The sequence below is a fragment of the Pseudomonas sp. BGA-UO-ETr-WB11 genome, from assembly GCF_059567785.1.
In genome coordinates this window covers 895,517-910,724 of sequence record NZ_JCAQOS010000008.1, presented here as the reverse complement: position 1 = coordinate 910,724, position 15,208 = coordinate 895,517, and the positions used below count along the sequence as shown (strand labels likewise).

15 protein-coding genes and 1 pseudogene are annotated in these 15,208 nt (G+C 63.1%); 8 read left to right on the top strand and 8 right to left on the bottom strand.

Annotated features, from left to right (window positions below):
• Window positions 1–6: 6 nt before the first annotated feature.
• The 3 genes and pseudogenes from AC56DI_RS17740 to AC56DI_RS17730 all read right to left on the bottom strand — a co-directional run bounded on the left by AC56DI_RS17740 (window position 7) and on the right by AC56DI_RS17730 (window position 2,268).
• Complete coding sequence (locus tag AC56DI_RS17740) at window positions 7–732, bottom strand: methyl-accepting chemotaxis protein (protein WP_496347547.1); 726 nt, start codon at window positions 730–732, stop codon at window positions 7–9.
• Window positions 733–864: 132 nt separating this feature from the next.
• Window positions 865–1,029, bottom strand: a pseudogene (locus tag AC56DI_RS17735) (HAMP domain-containing protein); the annotation flags it as partial.
• Window positions 1,030–1,710: 681 nt separating this feature from the next.
• Window positions 1,711–2,268: a DJ-1 family glyoxalase III gene (locus AC56DI_RS17730; RefSeq protein ID WP_496347316.1), complete on the bottom strand. Its 558-nt coding sequence runs from the start codon at window positions 2,266–2,268 to the stop codon at window positions 1,711–1,713.
• A gap of 219 nt (window positions 2,269–2,487) precedes the next feature.
• On the opposite strand from AC56DI_RS17730, the gene AC56DI_RS17725 reads away from it, so the two are divergent.
• The 3 genes from AC56DI_RS17725 (at window position 2,488) to AC56DI_RS17715 (ending at window position 5,611) form a co-directional block, all read left to right on the top strand.
• Entirely contained in the window at window positions 2,488–3,783 is a 1,296-nt protein-coding gene (locus AC56DI_RS17725) for an NCS2 family permease (RefSeq protein ID WP_496347315.1), read from the top strand.
• A 57-nt stretch (window positions 3,784–3,840) separates the two neighbouring features.
• Entirely contained in the window at window positions 3,841–4,926 is a 1,086-nt protein-coding gene (trmA, locus tag AC56DI_RS17720) for a tRNA (uridine(54)-C5)-methyltransferase TrmA (RefSeq protein WP_496347314.1), read from the top strand.
• A 178-nt stretch (window positions 4,927–5,104) separates the two neighbouring features.
• Window positions 5,105–5,611, top strand: a complete 507-nt coding sequence (locus AC56DI_RS17715) for a DUF4136 domain-containing protein (protein WP_496347313.1) — start codon at window positions 5,105–5,107, stop codon at window positions 5,609–5,611.
• Window positions 5,612–5,774: 163 nt separating this feature from the next.
• Here AC56DI_RS17715 and AC56DI_RS17710 read toward each other — a convergent pair whose 3' ends face one another.
• Window positions 5,775–6,158 (bottom strand): DUF4345 domain-containing protein, encoded by a 384-nt coding sequence (locus AC56DI_RS17710; RefSeq protein ID WP_496347312.1) that lies wholly within the window; start codon window positions 6,156–6,158, stop codon window positions 5,775–5,777.
• A gap of 108 nt (window positions 6,159–6,266) precedes the next feature.
• Here AC56DI_RS17710 and AC56DI_RS17705 point away from each other — a divergent pair, with 108 nt between their 5' ends.
• From AC56DI_RS17705 to ypfJ, 3 genes are read left to right on the top strand one after another with little or no spacing between them, the layout of a single operon-like run.
• The gene (locus AC56DI_RS17705) at window positions 6,267–6,707 is read left to right on the top strand and encodes a DUF411 domain-containing protein (protein ID WP_496347311.1); all 441 of its coding nucleotides are present in this window, start codon (window positions 6,267–6,269) and stop codon (window positions 6,705–6,707) included.
• A 37-nt stretch (window positions 6,708–6,744) separates the two neighbouring features.
• On the top strand, window positions 6,745–7,647 hold the full coding sequence (locus AC56DI_RS17700; protein ID WP_496347310.1) for a PhzF family phenazine biosynthesis protein: 903 nt from the start codon (window positions 6,745–6,747) through the stop codon (window positions 7,645–7,647).
• Between the two features lie 23 nt (window positions 7,648–7,670).
• Window positions 7,671–8,525 carry a KPN_02809 family neutral zinc metallopeptidase gene (gene ypfJ / locus AC56DI_RS17695; RefSeq protein ID WP_496347309.1) on the top strand — a complete coding sequence of 285 codons (855 nt, stop codon included), beginning with the start codon at window positions 7,671–7,673 and terminating at the stop codon, window positions 8,523–8,525.
• Between the two features lie 121 nt (window positions 8,526–8,646).
• Here ypfJ and AC56DI_RS17690 read toward each other — a convergent pair whose 3' ends face one another.
• From AC56DI_RS17690 to AC56DI_RS17680, 3 genes are all read right to left on the bottom strand, one after another.
• Window positions 8,647–9,237, bottom strand: coding sequence for an HAD family hydrolase (locus AC56DI_RS17690; protein WP_496347308.1), 591 nt, complete (start codon window positions 9,235–9,237; stop codon window positions 8,647–8,649).
• Window positions 9,234–10,103 (bottom strand): acyl-CoA thioesterase II, encoded by an 870-nt coding sequence (tesB, locus tag AC56DI_RS17685; RefSeq protein WP_496347307.1) that lies wholly within the window; start codon window positions 10,101–10,103, stop codon window positions 9,234–9,236. The genes AC56DI_RS17690 and tesB overlap by 4 nt, the downstream gene beginning before the upstream one ends.
• Before the next feature lie 170 nt (window positions 10,104–10,273).
• Complete coding sequence (locus AC56DI_RS17680) at window positions 10,274–10,858, bottom strand: GNAT family N-acetyltransferase (protein WP_496347306.1); 585 nt, start codon at window positions 10,856–10,858, stop codon at window positions 10,274–10,276.
• 304 nt (window positions 10,859–11,162) lie between these two features.
• On the opposite strand from AC56DI_RS17680, the gene AC56DI_RS17675 reads away from it, so the two are divergent.
• Both AC56DI_RS17675 and AC56DI_RS17670 read left to right on the top strand, forming a co-directional pair.
• On the top strand, window positions 11,163–13,673 hold the full coding sequence (locus AC56DI_RS17675) for an EAL domain-containing protein (RefSeq protein WP_496347305.1): 2,511 nt from the start codon (window positions 11,163–11,165) through the stop codon (window positions 13,671–13,673).
• Window positions 13,674–13,855: 182 nt separating this feature from the next.
• Window positions 13,856–14,887, top strand: a complete 1,032-nt coding sequence (locus tag AC56DI_RS17670) for a GGDEF domain-containing protein (RefSeq protein ID WP_496347304.1) — start codon at window positions 13,856–13,858, stop codon at window positions 14,885–14,887.
• Here the strand turns inward: AC56DI_RS17670 and AC56DI_RS17665 are convergent.
• Window positions 14,880–15,155, bottom strand: coding sequence for a metal/formaldehyde-sensitive transcriptional repressor (locus AC56DI_RS17665; protein WP_496347303.1), 276 nt, complete (start codon window positions 15,153–15,155; stop codon window positions 14,880–14,882). The two genes, AC56DI_RS17670 and AC56DI_RS17665, sit on opposite strands and share 8 nt — an antisense overlap.
• Window positions 15,156–15,208: the final 53 nt, after the last annotated feature.

Below are 15,208 nucleotides of genomic sequence, written 5' to 3'. Positions count from 1 at the left end.
TCGGGGTTAGAACTTGAACTGACCGACGATAGCTTCCAGACGATGGGCATCCTCGCCCGTCGCGCGACCACGGCCGAGGGTGCTTTCGGCCAGTTCCACAGTCCGCGCGGCAACGTCGGCCACGCTGATGATGCGCTGGTTGATTTCATCACTGACCGCCGACTGCTCGCGCGCGGCTTCAGCGATGTGCAGGCTCATGTCAGAAATCGACGCCACCAGGGCACAGATACTCACCAACGCCTGACCAGCACTTTCTGCCTGCGTCACACCATGTTCGGCATAGCCGCGGCTGTCTTGCATAACCTTCACTGCCTGTTGCGAAGCACCTTGTAGGCCTTCGATCATGCTGTGAATTTCCTGGGTGGAGGCTTGGGTACGACTGGCCAGGGTGCGCACCTCGTCGGCCACCACAGCAAAGCCACGGCCCTGCTCACCAGCACGCGCGGCCTCGATGGCGGCATTCAGGGCCAGCAGATTGGTCTGATCGGCGATGGTGCGAATCACCTCCAGCACGCCACCGATTTCCCGTGAATGGGCTTCAAGTGTCTGGATGACTTCCGCCGCCTTGCCCACTTCATCGGCCAACCGGCGAATATCGGCGATCGTTTGGTTGACCACATGAATGGCCGCCTGCGCCTCGCGGTCGGCATTGCCCGTCTGTGTCGAGCTGGCCTGAGCGTTGGCGGCCACACCTTGCACGGTGGCCGCCATCTGGTTGACCGCCGTAGCCACTTGCTCCACTTCCACGCGCAACACTTCGGCACTGTTTTCAGCGGCCTGAGCATCGTTCACCAGCTGCGCAGAAGAGTGATCAAGCGTGTGGGCCACTTCGGCCACCGTGCTGATCTGCAGACGTAAGCCGGCCACAAAGCGGTTGAAGCCGTCCACGACCTGACCGATTTCATCATCATGGTCCTGGCGTAACGTGCGGCTCAGGTCACCTGAGCCGGTGTTGAGGTCCTTCAACGAACGGGTCAAACGGTAAATCGGCGGCAGCACCCGCCGACTAATGACCCACAAGGTCGCCATCATCACCGCCAGCACAAATCCCCAGGCCAGCATGGTGTTGCGCTTAAGCGCCTCGCGCACGGCCTCGGTCTCAGCGTCGGCGCGCTGGTAGCGCTGACCTAGGGGCTCGCTCAATGCGGCGAAGTTTTGAATCACCTCGGCAGAGCTCTGATCGAAAGCCGCCATCACCTCATCACCCGCGGCTTTGCCGGCCGTGCTGTAGGCCTGGAACATGCGCAAGCCCTGGGCATCGAGCTGATCAATCGGCCCACGCAAAGCCCGCAACTCGGCGGCAAAGGCCGGAATGCGCTGCTCAAGCACCGTCAGCTTCTCCAGCGCTTGACGGTGATGCTGCCGCCCCTCATCCGCCGCTTCGCGCTCGCCAGTCAGACTGGCATCGGTATAAAACTGTTGGATCTGCGCCGTGTGGTAGCGCAACTCCTGAGCGTTCTCCTGGGCCTCACCCAGGGTCGACAGCTCGTGACCCAAGTCATCCAAACGATTGACCTGGCTCGACATCCACCAGGACAACCCCACCGCCGACAGCAGCAACACCGCAGCACAACCGGACATCAAGCGAGCAATACTGATCTTCACAAAAACCCCTCAAGCCCGACCCCATGGCCAAGCGCATTTCCGATCTATCGGCGCAAATTGCAGAATACTTTAAGGCCAGCAAGGCCCTCGCACGACTAAAGTCGACTAGACAGCCAGCAACATGGCCTTAGCTACCGCAGTGCGCCGCGCCTTGCCACAGAGCTGTTCCACCAGGGTCAGGGCAAACGCCAGGGCCGTGCCCGGCCCCTGGCTGGTGATGCAATTGCCATCCACCACCACCGGCTGATCGACAAAGGTGCAGCCACTGAGGCGGTCACTGAAGGCCGGATAGCAGGTCATGCGCCGCTGCTTAAGCACACCGTAGCCCTGCAGAGCCAGCGCTGGCGCAGCGCAGATGGCGGCAAACAACAGACCCGCCCGCGCCTGTTGCTGCACCCGCTCGGCCAACGGCTGATGATCAGCCAAACGCTGGGCGCCGGGCATGCCGCCGGGCAGTACGATCAGGTCAAACGCCTGGGCCAGCACATCAACCAGCATGGCATCGGCGGTCAGCCGAGTGCCGTGAGCGCAGGTAATCATCCGCCGCCCTTCAATGCTGGCCACCAGCACCTCGACCTCGGCGCGGCGCAGCACGTCGATCAGGGTCACGCATTCCAGTTCTTCCACCCCGTCAGCGACGGTAATCAAGGCGCGCACACTCATCTCGGTTCTCCTTGGCTAAATTCGCCCTCTGACCATAGCCGGCCTCGGGCAGACAATCGACTGCACGGCGCACGGCGGAAATTCTCTGCCTTTGGGCGAGCTGTTATCATGCGCGACTTCTTCGCCCGCACGTAGCCTCGCACCAGTAGCATTGGCTTCGGCGGGTATGGCTAAAACGCAGCAAACATCGGCGCCGGTGGCGTCCTGAGGAACTTTCACATGCTGGAAAAGCTGTTCCAACTGCAGGCGCACAACACCAGCGTGCGCACCGAAATGCTGGCCGGTCTGACAACTTTTCTGACCATGGCCTATATCCTCTTCGTCAACCCGGCGATCCTCGGCGAAACCGGCATGGACAAGGGCGCGGTGTTCGTCGCCACCTGTCTGGCCGCCACCATCGGCTCGGCCGTCATGGGCCTGATCGCTAACTACCCGATCGCCCTGGCACCGGGCATGGGCCTCAACGCTTTCTTCACCTACACCGTGGTCCTGCATATGGGCCACAGCTGGCAGGTGGCGCTGGGCGCGGTGTTTATCTCGGCCACGTTGTTCTTTGTCTTGTCGGTGTTTCGCATCCGTGAGTGGATCATCAACAGCATTCCGCTGCCGCTGCGCTCAGCCATCAGCGCCGGCATCGGCCTGTTTCTGGCCCTGATCGCGCTGAAGGAAGCCGGCCTGGTGATTGCCAACCCGGCCACTCTGGTGGGTCTTGGCGACCTGTCCAGCCCAGGTCCGCTGCTGGCGATCCTCGGCTTTTTCCTGATCGTCGCCCTGGAAGCCCGACGCGTCACGGGTGCAGTGATGATCGGCATTCTGGTGGTCACTGCCATTGCCATTGCGCTGGGCGTCACCCCATTCGGCGGCATTCTGTCGATGCCGCCGTCGATGGCCCCAACCTTCCTGCAACTGGACATAATGGGCGCCCTGGACGTGGGCATGATCAGCGTGATCTTCGCCTTCCTGTTCGTCGACCTGTTCGACAACACCGGCACCCTGATCGGCGTGGCCAAACGCGCCGGGCTGATGAGCAAAGACGGTCACCTGCCGAAAATGGGCCGCGCCCTGATCGCCGACAGCACCGCGGCCATGGGCGGCTCGCTGCTCGGCACCAGCACCACCACCAGCTATATCGAGTCGGCCGCTGGCGTGGCTGCGGGCGGGCGTACCGGCCTGACCGCCTGCGTGGTCGCCGTGCTGTTCTTGCTGGCGCTGTTTTTCGCCCCGCTGGCGGGCACCGTGCCGGCCTTTGCCACCGCGCCGGCGCTGCTGTTCGTCGCCGTACTGATGACCTCGGGCCTGGCGGAAATCGACTGGGACGACATCACCGTCGCCGCGCCGGTGGTGATCACCGCCCTGGCCATGCCACTGACCTTTTCGATCGCCAACGGCATCGCTTTCGGCTTTATCAGTTGGGTGGTGATCAAGAGCCTCGCCGGCCGTTGGAAGGACCTCAATCCGGCGCTGGTGGTGCTGGCCGCGCTGTTCGTGATCAAGTTCGGTTTCTTCAACGCCTGATTTCCTTTTCAAGCTGGCTGAGCCCCGTGCCAGCCAGCCTATTGACCGAGTTTTGCCATGACTGCCGTGCACGACGACTCTGCTTACGCTGACCAACTCGCCGCCAAACAGGCCCGCCTGACGGAGTTGCTGGCGCCCTTTGACGCGCCAACGCCTTCCGTTTTCGACTCGCCCCGCGAGCATTACCGTCTGCGTGCAGAGTTCCGCTTGTGGCGTGAAAACGAAGAACGCTTCTATGCCATGTTCGCGGCCGGCGATAAGCACACGCCGATCCTGATGGACGACTTCCCCACCGCCAGCCTGGCCATCAATGCGCTGATGCCCAAACTCAAGGCGGCCTGGCAGGCCAGTTCGGCGCTGTCGTTCAAACTGTTCCAGGTTGAGTTTCTCACCACCCTGGCCGGCGACGGGCTGATCACCCTGTGCTACCACCGGCCCCTGGATGCCCATTGGCAGACAGCAGCAGAACAACTGGCCGCCGACCTGGGCGTGAGCATCATCGGTCGCTCCCGTGGCCAGCGCCTGATGATCGGCCGTGATCATGTGGTCGAGCGCCTGCAGGTGGCCGGTCGCGAATTCAGCTACCGCCAGCCCGAAGGCGCCTTCACCCAGCCCAACGGCACGGTCAATCAGAAGATGCTCAGCTGGGCCTACGACGCCCTCGGCCAGCGCGACGACGACTTGCTGGAGCTGTATTGCGGCAACGGCAACTTCACCCTGCCGCTGGCCACACGCGTGCACAAAGTACTGGCCACCGAGATCAGCAAGTCGTCGGTCAACGCCGCCCTGGCCAACCTGGCCGACAATGGCGTCGACAACGTCACCCTGGTGCGCCTGTCCGCCGAAGAGCTGACCCAGGCACTCAATGAGGTGCGACCGTTCCGCCGTCTGCAAGGCATCGACTTGCCCAGCTACACCTTCGGCACTGTGTTCGTCGACCCGCCGCGCGCCGGCATGGACCCGGACACCTGCGAGCTGACCCGGCGCTTCGAGCGCATTTTGTACATCTCCTGCAACCCGGAAACCCTGGCCGCCAACATCGCCCAACTGCACGACACCCATCGCATCAGCCGCTGCGCGCTGTTCGACCAGTTCCCGTTTACCCACCATATGGAAAGCGGCGTGCTGCTGGAGCGGCGCTAAGGTCTGGGGGCTAGGACGGGTTGAGCGTGCGACACCCGTCAGGGATTTGTGCCTAACAGATGGGTATCGCTGCGCTCCACGCCATCCTACGCGCCGGCAAGCAGCCCCAACCAAGGGATGGCGACGACGGCCGCGGGGCTGATTAGTCTGGACAGACAATAAAAATACCGGAGCGCCCATGTCCTCTCTACGCCTGCTATTGCCGCTGCTGTTCTGCCTGCTGAGTGCCTGTGCCAGCGACCCTGCCACCCCGGATATCGAAGTCAGCGAGGCCGCCCTGGAGGGCGATTTCAGCACCTTCGTGATCAAGCCGATCCGCGGCCAGGGCCATCGCCAGGACCTCGAAGAGCGCTTCAACACCGCCCTGCGCCTGGCGCTGACAGCCAAGGGTTACCGCGAACAGGCGCAGAACGCCGACCTGCGAGTGATCTATCTGGTGGGCCTGGAGGCCAACACCGGGGTCGACGTCAAGCAGGTCAACATTGGTGGCGCGACCTACAGCGACGTCACCTTCACCCCCGAACAACGCGCTCGCCTCGCCCTGCGCATCCTCGACAACCACGACCACGACAGCCTGCTGTTCCAGGCCCTGATCGACCGCCAGGTACGCGATCCCAACGCCAGCCAGGACGTGATTAACCAAGCGGTGGCCAAGCTGCTAGCGCGCTTCCCGGCCAAGCGTTAAGTGCGTCGTTAGGCGTTGCCGAGCATTAGTCTCGCCGCCTGCTTCCGCGGTAAAACGCTTCGCGGTCAAGACCGCTCCCACAGATGTTGTAGGCGCCTCGAATCCCCGGTCCCGTCAGGAGGCCGAGTGCAGGCATTGTTTCATCGCAGCTGATCTCAGCCAACTAATCCCGCAAACGGCGCAGCAACAGCATGGCCAGCGCCGCTGACACCAACTCGAACAGCAGGGCCACGAGATTGAAGGTCTGCTGCAGGCCGCCGTCCAGCCACAGGCCGCCGAGGCGCGCCAGGGCCAGAGCGCAATACAGCAGCACCAGCAAGGTCAAGGCACCGCGCAGCAGCTCCACCTGGCGACAGGCCAGCAACAGGAACATCCCCAGACCCATCTGCAAGCCACCGTAATAGGCGCGCACATCGGTGATCGCAGCCGGCGCCATCAGCAGCATGCCGCTGAGGTTGGTCATTTCGTGGGGCTGGATAAAATAGGCCAGACCCAGCGTCATCAAGGCCAGGGCCTGCACCAGCAGGAATAGTTGGGTAATGCGCATGGTCAATCCTCATTCGACGAAGGCCGAGCATATCCTGAAACAGCCTGGGGCCGACGCGACTCAATGCGCCGGTTAAACTTGACCGATTATCTGACCGGGAGCCCGACCATGCGCAACGTCCATTTATTGCTCGCCAGCCTGCTGCTGAGTACCGCCGCCCAAGCCGCCGAACCGCAGACCATCGATGTCTACCGCGACCCCAACTGCGGCTGCTGCGGTGCCTGGGTCAAGCATCTGAAGGCCAACGGCTTCAGCGTCAACGAACATATCGAGGCCGACATGAGCGCGGTCAAAGCCCGCCTAGGCGTGCCACCGCGCCTGGCCTCGTGCCACACCGGGGTGCTTAACGGCCAATTTATCGAAGGCCATGTGCCGGCCAGCGACATCCACACACTCACCCAGCAGCCGCAACTGGCCGGCATCGCCGTACCGGGCATGCCAGCAGGCTCGCCCGGTATGGAGATGGGCGACCAGCAAGACGCCTACCAAGTCATCGGCCTCGACCGGCAGGGCCAGGAGCAGGTCGTCAGCAGCTACCCAGGCAACTGACAGCCCCCCACCACCACAAGCAACAGGAGTGCGCGCCATGCAGTACTGGCAACTGGATGTGTTTGCCGAACGGCCGCTGGCCGGCAATGGTCTGGCGGTATTCGACGATGCCCGCGGCCTGTCCGCCAGCGCCATGCAGGGGTTGACCCAGGAACTGCGCCAGTTCGAGTCGATCTTCCTGCTTCCCGGTGCCGACGCCAGTCGCTACAGCGCACGGATATTCACCCTGGAAGAAGAGCTGCCCTTCGCCGGCCACCCAATCATTGGTGCCGCCGCCCTGCTGCACCACCTGCACAGCCCTGCCGAACACGCCGACTGGCACCTGCAACTCACAGCGAAAACCGTGCAGGTCAGCACCCGCCGCCTGGCCCAAGGCTTTTATGCCGAGATGGACCAGGGCGTGGCCGAGTTCGGTGACCAGCTCAGCGCGGTGCAAGCCGCCGAGTTCGCCAGCGCCTTCGGTCTCGACCACAGCGAGCAGGACCTGCGTTACCCAGCCACGGTGGTCAGCACCGGCCTGCCCTATGTGCTGCTGCCCGTCACTGGTGCTGGCCTGGCCAAAGCCAGACAGCAGCGGGCACTGGACCTGGAGTTGCTGGCCTGCGGCGCCGCGTTTGTGTTCCTGCTGGATATCGACGCCCGCGAGGGCCGCACCTGGGACCCCGCGGGAGTGATCGAGGACATTGCCACCGGCAGCGCCGCAGGACCGGTGGCGGCCTACCTGGTTGCCCATGGCCAAGCCCCGCGTGACAAGCCCTTTCAGCTCAACCAGGGGCGCTTCCTGCAACGCCCCAGTCGCCTGCAGGTGTGCGTCGGCAACGACGACAGCGTGCGCGTCGGCGGCCATGTGCAGCTGCTGGCCCGCGCTGAACTGCTGGTCGATCCCTCCACGTTGTCAACCTCACACTGGCGCCAAACCGCGCCAAGGCAGACACTCTAAGACCGACTTAAGAGGATCGAGTCATGCTCTGGAAACGCGCTCGGCGCAGCGACAACGTGGTGTCAGGGGGCAGCGGTGGTGGACGCGGCGGCAAAGGCCTGACCTTGGGCGCCGTAGTGCTGGTGGTGGCCTTCGGCCTGATCACCGGCCAGGACCCAATGCAGATTCTCGGCCAGTTGGCCGGCAAGCTGGAAAGCCCGACCACCAGCAGCCAACGCACGCCGGTGGCCAACGACGAGCAGACTGACTTTGTCCGCGCCATCCTCGGCGACACCGAAGACACCTGGCGCCAGTTGTTCCAACAGGCTGGCCGCCAATATCAGGACCCGACCCTGGTGCTGTTCAACGCCAGCGTGCGCTCGGCCTGCGGCATGGCCAGCGCGGCGAGCGGGCCGTTCTATTGCCCGGCCGATCGCCAAGTCTATCTGGATGTCAGTTTCTTCCGCGAGCTGGCCCAGCGCTATGCCGCCGCCGGCGACTTTGCCCAGGCCTATGTGATCGCCCATGAAGTGGGCCACCACGTGCAAACCCTGCTCGGCGTCTCGGCCAAGGTGCAGGCCGCGCGCCAGCGTGGCGAGCGCATGGAGGGCGACAATGGTTTGCTGGTCCGTCAGGAGTTGCAGGCCGACTGCCTGGCCGGGGTCTGGGCCCACCATGCCCAACAGCGCCTCGACTGGCTGGAAGCTGGCGATCTTCAAGAAGCCCTGCATGCCGCCAGTGCCATCGGCGACGACCGCCTGCAACAGCAAAGCCGCGGCCAGGTGATGCCCGACGCCTTCACCCACGGCACCTCGGCCCAGCGCGTGCGCTGGTTCAAGCTCGGCTTCGAGCAAGGCAAGGTCAACCAGTGCGACACCTTCAAGGCGCGCACGTTGTAAACCGTAGGATGGGTTGAGCTTGCGATACCCATCGAGTAACCGCGAGGGAGCAGCAAGGTGATGGGTATCGCTGCGCTCAACGCCATCCTACAAGCGCGCTCCAGTCATCGCAGAGCAATAGCTAACTCAACTGCCGCAGCAGCTCGGCACAATCCTGAGCATAGCCGCTGCTGAGCGCCGGCCAGGGATTTTCGGGCAGGTTGACCAGCACTCCGTGGGCGCCGGCAGCACGGGCGCATTCGAGGTCATAACGATAGTCGCCGACCATCACCAGCTGCTGCGGCGCCACCTGCCAGCGCTCGGCCAAGTGCAGCAGGCCGGCGGGATCGGGTTTGGGTATGGCCTCATCCCGGCCGAGCACATCCGCCACGGCAAAGCAGTCATCCAGGCCGATGGCCTGCAGGGTCAGCAGCGCCAGCGGGTGGGCATTGCGGGTCAGAATGCCGAGGCGGCAATCGCGGGCGCGCAGCTCCCGCACCAGTTCCAGCGCACCCGGTGCCGGTTGCGAAGCGGCAGCAAGCTCGCGCTCGTGCTCGAGCAACCAGGCATGTTTGGCCGCTGCCTCGGCAGCCGGTAGCGCGGCCAGATGACCAAGAATGTCCTCGTCCAGCGGGATTTCCAGGGCGCGCTTGATGGCGTCGAAATCATGCACGGCCACGGTCAGGGTGCCGTCCATGTCGAACACCCAGTGGCGGCTGTGCTGCCAGCTCACTTCCAGTCCTCACGCAGACGGGTCAAGCCTTCCTGGGCCACCGAGGCTACCAACTGGCCTGCACGATTGAAGATGCTGGCACGGGAGAATCCGCGGGCGTTACCGGCCCAGGGGCTGTCCATGGCGTACAGCAGCCAGTCGTCCATGCGCAGGTTGCCGTGGAACCACAGGGCATGGTCGAGGCTGGCGACCTGCATAAACTTCTGGAACACCGACACGCCGTGGGGCTGCATCGAGGTGGTCAGCAGGTTGAAGTCCGAGGCGTAGGCCAGCAGGTATTTGTGCAACTGCGGGTCATCCGGCAGCTCACCGTCGGCGCGAAACCAGACGTACTTGACCGGGTCGCAGGCCTTGGGCGCAAAAGGATTGATCAGGGTCACCGGGCGAATCTCTATCGGCTTGTCGCTGACCGCACGCTCGCGCAAGCGCTCCGGAATCATCGGTGCAATCAGCCGTGCCAGCTCGGTTTCCGACTTGAAGTTCTCCGGCCCCGGCACATCGGGCATCGGCAGCTGATGATGGAAACCCTCCTCGTCGTACTGAAACGAGGCGGCGCAGCTGAAAATCGGCTTGCCCTTCTGGATCGCCGTCACTCGCCGCGTGCTGAAACTGCCGCCGTCGCGAATCCGGTCAACCTGATAGACCACCGGCAAGCTGGCATCGCCAGGGCGGAGGAAATAGCCGTGCATGGAATGCACATGGCGGCTCGCTTCCACCGTACGGCTGGCCGCCGATACACACTGGCCAAGCACCTGACCGCCAAACAGCTGGCGAAAGCCCAGATCCTGGCTGCTGCCGCGGTACAGGTCTTCCTCGATGGCTTCGAGGCTCAGCAGCGAAACCAAATTCTTCAGCACCTGAGTCATGCACCCTCTCTTGTACGCAAGGTGTGGCGCCGCTCATGGGTGGCCGCGCGCACAAAAATTGCGGCAGGCCGGGCGCGAGCCCGAACTGCCGATGGTCAAATGGTAATGGCTTTAGCGCCGGCTGTCGGCACTTGCCGGTTGATCATCGCCCGACGGCATCGAATCGGCCCCTATCTCCTTGTTGGCAAAGCGCTTTTCCGCTGCACGCGCCAGCTCGCCTGAGTCAGCCGATAGAGCACATGCTGGCGCAGTGGATGCCCCACCGGCAGCAAGGGATGCTGGAAATCCTGCTCGACCTGATGCTGCATGCCCAGGCGCTGCATCAGCCCCTGAGAGGGAAGATTGGCCGGCACGGTAAAGGCCAGCACCTCGCTTAACTGCAACACCTCGAAGGCATGGGCCAACACCGCCTCAGCCGCCTCCAGAGCATAGCCTTGACGCCAATGGGCCCGTTGCAGGCGCCAGCCGATCTCCACCGCCGGGGTAAATGCAGCCTCGAAGCCCACATGCTGTAACCCCAGGCTACCGATCAGGCCCGGCTGCTCGCGGCGCTCCAGCACCCACTGGCCGAAGCCATGCAGAGCAAAGTGCGCCTGGATACGCCGGGCCATGGCATCGCTCTGCGCCCGGTTCATGACGCTAGGGAAGTGACGCATGACCTCGGCGTCGGCATTCAGCGCGGCAAACCCTCGCAGGTCCTCAGTGCGCCAGCCGCGCAAGCGCAGACGCGGTGTATGCAGTTCAATTTCAGCCATGTCCCATCCAACCTGTGCGCCTGACGATGGGCGCCCGCCACCCAGGCGAGCGCTCCCATTTGCGGCTCCGCCTGCCGCACCACTGCAGGCCATCGGTGCCCTGCTGTCGCTATCAGTTGACCTGCGGCAAGCAAAACCAACAACGCCAACACCAGCGATTGCACGGACCAATTCGAGCCCTTACTTTGGTCGCATTGGCCCAAACAGACGCCCCATTCATGCTGTCGTGGCCCAGTCTAAACTGAGCCGGCGATGAGCCACGCATACGCCATACTGCACTCCATACCAGCAAAGCGAATTGAGCATGCCTGCGACCCGTAATCTTTCGACCATCCTGGTGCAGACGCTCGAACAAGCGGGCGATGGTGTCGTATTGATCGACAGCGGCATGCGCGTTCTGTTGTTCAACCAGGCTGCCGAACAGTTATGGGGCATCCCGCGGGCGAGCATTATCGGTCATGAGGCCAAAGCACTGCTGCCCGCTGAATTACGCGAGCAGTTGGACCAATACGGCAGCGGCGACCACACCCTGCCCATCGAGCGGCCAGATGGCCAGCGGCGCTGGACCAACATGTCGATCTCACGCATCGAGGCCGATGGCGAGGTGCTCTACACGGCCTTTATCAAAGACATTACCGTACAGCACCAGCAAACCGAGCAACTGCGCTTGCTGTCGTTGGTGGTCGACCAGACCGATAACGCCATCCTGATCACCGATGCCGAGTGGCGCATCGTCTATAGCAACAGCGGTTTCACCCGTCTATTCGGCTACGCTGCCGAGCAAGCTCTGGGCAGCAGTCCAGCGGCGGTAGTTGCGCCCTATCTGCAGCCGACAGCACTGGAAGCGCTGCATGCGCAACTGCTGGCGGGCCAGCCCTACAGCAGCGACGAACTGACCTACTGCGCCGACGGCCAACGCATCTGGTGCAATGTGACGGTCAATCCAATCCTCGATCAGCTCGGCGTGCTGACCAACACTGTGGCGGTGTTTACCAACATCACCCACTCAAAAATGCATGAAGTTCTGCAGAACCGCATGCTTGAGGCCATGGTCCATGAGGACCCGCTAGAAACGCTGATGGAAAAGGCCTGCCACGAAGTCGAGCGGATTGCCCCAGAGGTCACCGCCTCGATCCTGCGCGTCAGCCGCGAAGGTCTGCTCCATCCGCTGGCCGGCCCCAGCCTGCCGGCCAGTTATTCCCAAGCCCTAGAAGGCGTGCCCATCGGCCCGTGCGTCGGTTCCTGCGGTACCGCGGCCTATCGCGGCGAGCCGGTGCTGGTCAGCGATATCGCCAACGATCCGCTGTGGGCCGAGTTCAAGGCCCTGGCGTTGCCCATCGGCCTGCGCAGCTGTTGGTCAACGCCGATCAAGGACAGCAAGGGCCGGGTGCTTGGCACCTTCGCCTTCTACTACCGTGAACCCCGTGGCCCCAGCAGATTTCACCAGCGCCTGATCGACGTCATCGTGCACCTCTGCTCGCTGGCCCTGCAGCGCGAAGAGAGCCGCAGCCAGATTCGCCAACTGGCGTTCTACGACAGCCTCACCGAACTGCCCAACCGTAGCCTGTTGCACGCCAAGGCCGATCAGGCGCTGGCCGAGGCCGAACGCAACAAGACGCCTCTAAGCGTGTTGTTCGTCGACCTGGATCGCTTCAAGCAGGTCAACGACTCACTCGGCCACCCCGCCGGCGACGAACTGCTGCGCCTGATGGCCAAACGCCTCAGCGAGCACCGCCGGCACTGCGACATCGTCGGTCGCCTGTCCGGTGACGAATTCGTCCTGGTACTGCCGCAATGCGACAGCCAGCAGGTCCGCGAGGTGGTGGAACAGCTCAAGGCCACCCTTAGCCAGCCCTGTCAGTTGAATGGCACCACCCTGTGCCCGTCGGCCAGTATCGGCATCAGCCTGTACCCGCTGGACGGCCACGACATGGGCACCCTGGTGCACCGCGCCGATATGGCCATGTACCAGGCAAAAAGCGCCGGTCGCGGCCATTTCAGCTTCTTCAGCCACGAATTGAACCTGCTGGCCCAGGAGCGCCTGGCCCTGGAGAGCGCCCTGCGCGAGGCCCTCGAACTGGACCAACTGCAGCTCCACTACCAACCACAGGTGCGCATGCCAGACGGCCTGCTGTATGGCGTCGAGGCGCTCGCGCGCTGGCACCATCCACAGTTTGGTGAAATCTCCCCGGCGCGCTTTATTCCCCTGGCCGAAGAGTGCGGCCTGATCAATCAACTGGGGCTCTGGGCGGTGCGCGAAGCCTGTCGCCAGCTGGCTGAATGGCGCCGCCAGGGCCTGCTGATTCCGGCGGTATCGGTCAACCTGTCGCCAACCAACTTCCACAACCTCGACCTGCCCGGCATGGTCGCTAGCACCCTGACCGAGCACCAGCTACAGGCCAGCGACCTGACCCTGGAAATCACTGAAAACGTGCTGCTGGACACCAACCCCAGCACCCTCAAAACGCTCGACGAAGTGCATGCCCAGGGCGTGCGCCTGTCTCTGGACGACTTTGGCACCGGCTATTCGAGCCTCAGCTACTTGCGCCGCCTGCCGATTCAGGAGCTCAAGCTGGACCGCAGCTTTGTCAGTGACCTGGACGCTGACGCCACCAACCGCGCCCTCAGCGAAGCGGTGATTCGCCTCGGTGAAAGCCTGCAACTAACAGTGGTCGCCGAAGGCATCGAAACCAGCAGCCAGTACCACATTCTCAAGGCGCAGGGTTACCACGTGGCCCAGGGTTATCTGTTTTCCCGCGCGCTGGCTGCCAAGGACCTGGAAGCCTGGCTGCAAACAGCCACGGTCAGCCCGTAGCCGCCATACCACTGCCCCTGACAGGGCGACCACCCAGACAGAAAACTCACCGCCCAGCGGCCCCCGCTGGTGGGGTTGCGGCGAAGCACGCTAAGCTCTGAGGAGGATTTATTCTCGCCTCATGCGCGGCCGCGATGAGACGGCAAAAACCCTTTAGCCCATAACAACAAGAACCGGCAACGATGATAAAAACCTCACGCCTGCTCAAGCGCCTGCGTAGCGACTTTCAGCTATCGATCATTACCCTGATGTGTCTGCTCGGGGTGGTCGGGGTCTCGCCCTACGCGGTGTATCGCCTGTCCCAAGGCAACTACGTGGTGGGGATTACCGACGTCATCATCGTCATCTCGGCCATCTCAACCACGCTCTACGCCTGGCGCACGGGTGACACAGTCAAACCGGGGATTATCGCCTCCATCATTCTCTCCGCCGCCGCTACCCTGATCGCTATCCGCCTGGGGGTTAACGGCCTGTTCTGGATCTATCCGCTGATCCTCTTCAACTTCTTCATGGTCTCGCCGGGCAAGGCCCTGTGCGCCACCGTACTGGTCATGATCGGCCTGGTCAGCTATGCGCTCAGCGTGCCCGGCACGGTATTCGAAAGCGACTATCAGATGACCTCGTTTCTGGTTACCAGCCTCACGGCCAGCGTACTGACGTTTATCTTCGCCTCACGCACGCGCAACCAGCGTGACCAGTTGCAACTGCTCTCCGTACTTGACCCGCTGACCGGTGCACGCAATCGACGGGCAATGAACGATGAGCTGAAAATCGCCAGCGCCACCCAGCGCCGGCATGGCGATCAGTACGCCGTACTGGTGATGGACCTCGACTCGTTCAAGCAGATCAACGACACCCACGGCCACCAGGCCGGCGATCAGGTGCTGAAGGATTTTGTCGAGCTGATCAAAGCCCATTCGCGCAAGGAAGACCGCCTGTTCCGCTTCGGCGGCGAGGAGTTCTTGCTGCTGTTACCCAATACCGACCAGGACAGCCTGCAAACCGTCGCCAGCCACTTACAGCAGCAAGTGGCACTGCACCTGAAAGGCCCCGGCGGCACGGTGACCATGTCCAGCGGCGGCGCCATCCTGCAACGCGGCGAGCATTGGGAGGCCATGCTGCAGCGCGCCGACCAGCGCCTGTACCTGGCGAAAAGCGCCGGGCGCAACCGCGCGGTGGTGGACGACGCCAGCTGCGAGCAGACGCTTATTTGAGGTAAGAGCGCAGCACACCAATGACCTGTTCCAGGTCGGCCTCGCGCTGCTGCGCATCCTCAACCTGCGGACCCAGATGTTCGCGCAGATGCCCTTCTAACACCTCGGCCATCAAGCCATTGACCGCCCCGCGAATCGCCGCGATCTGTTGCAGCAATGCCGCGCAATCACCTTCCTGCTGCAAGGCTCGCTCAAGCCCTTCTGCCTGGCCTTTAATTCGCCGAACACGGGTCAACAGCTGTTTTTTGCTGCTGATGATATGGGACATGGACACTTCCTGAGCGCGATAAAAGTACTAGGGGGGAGTATAGTTGCGCACAG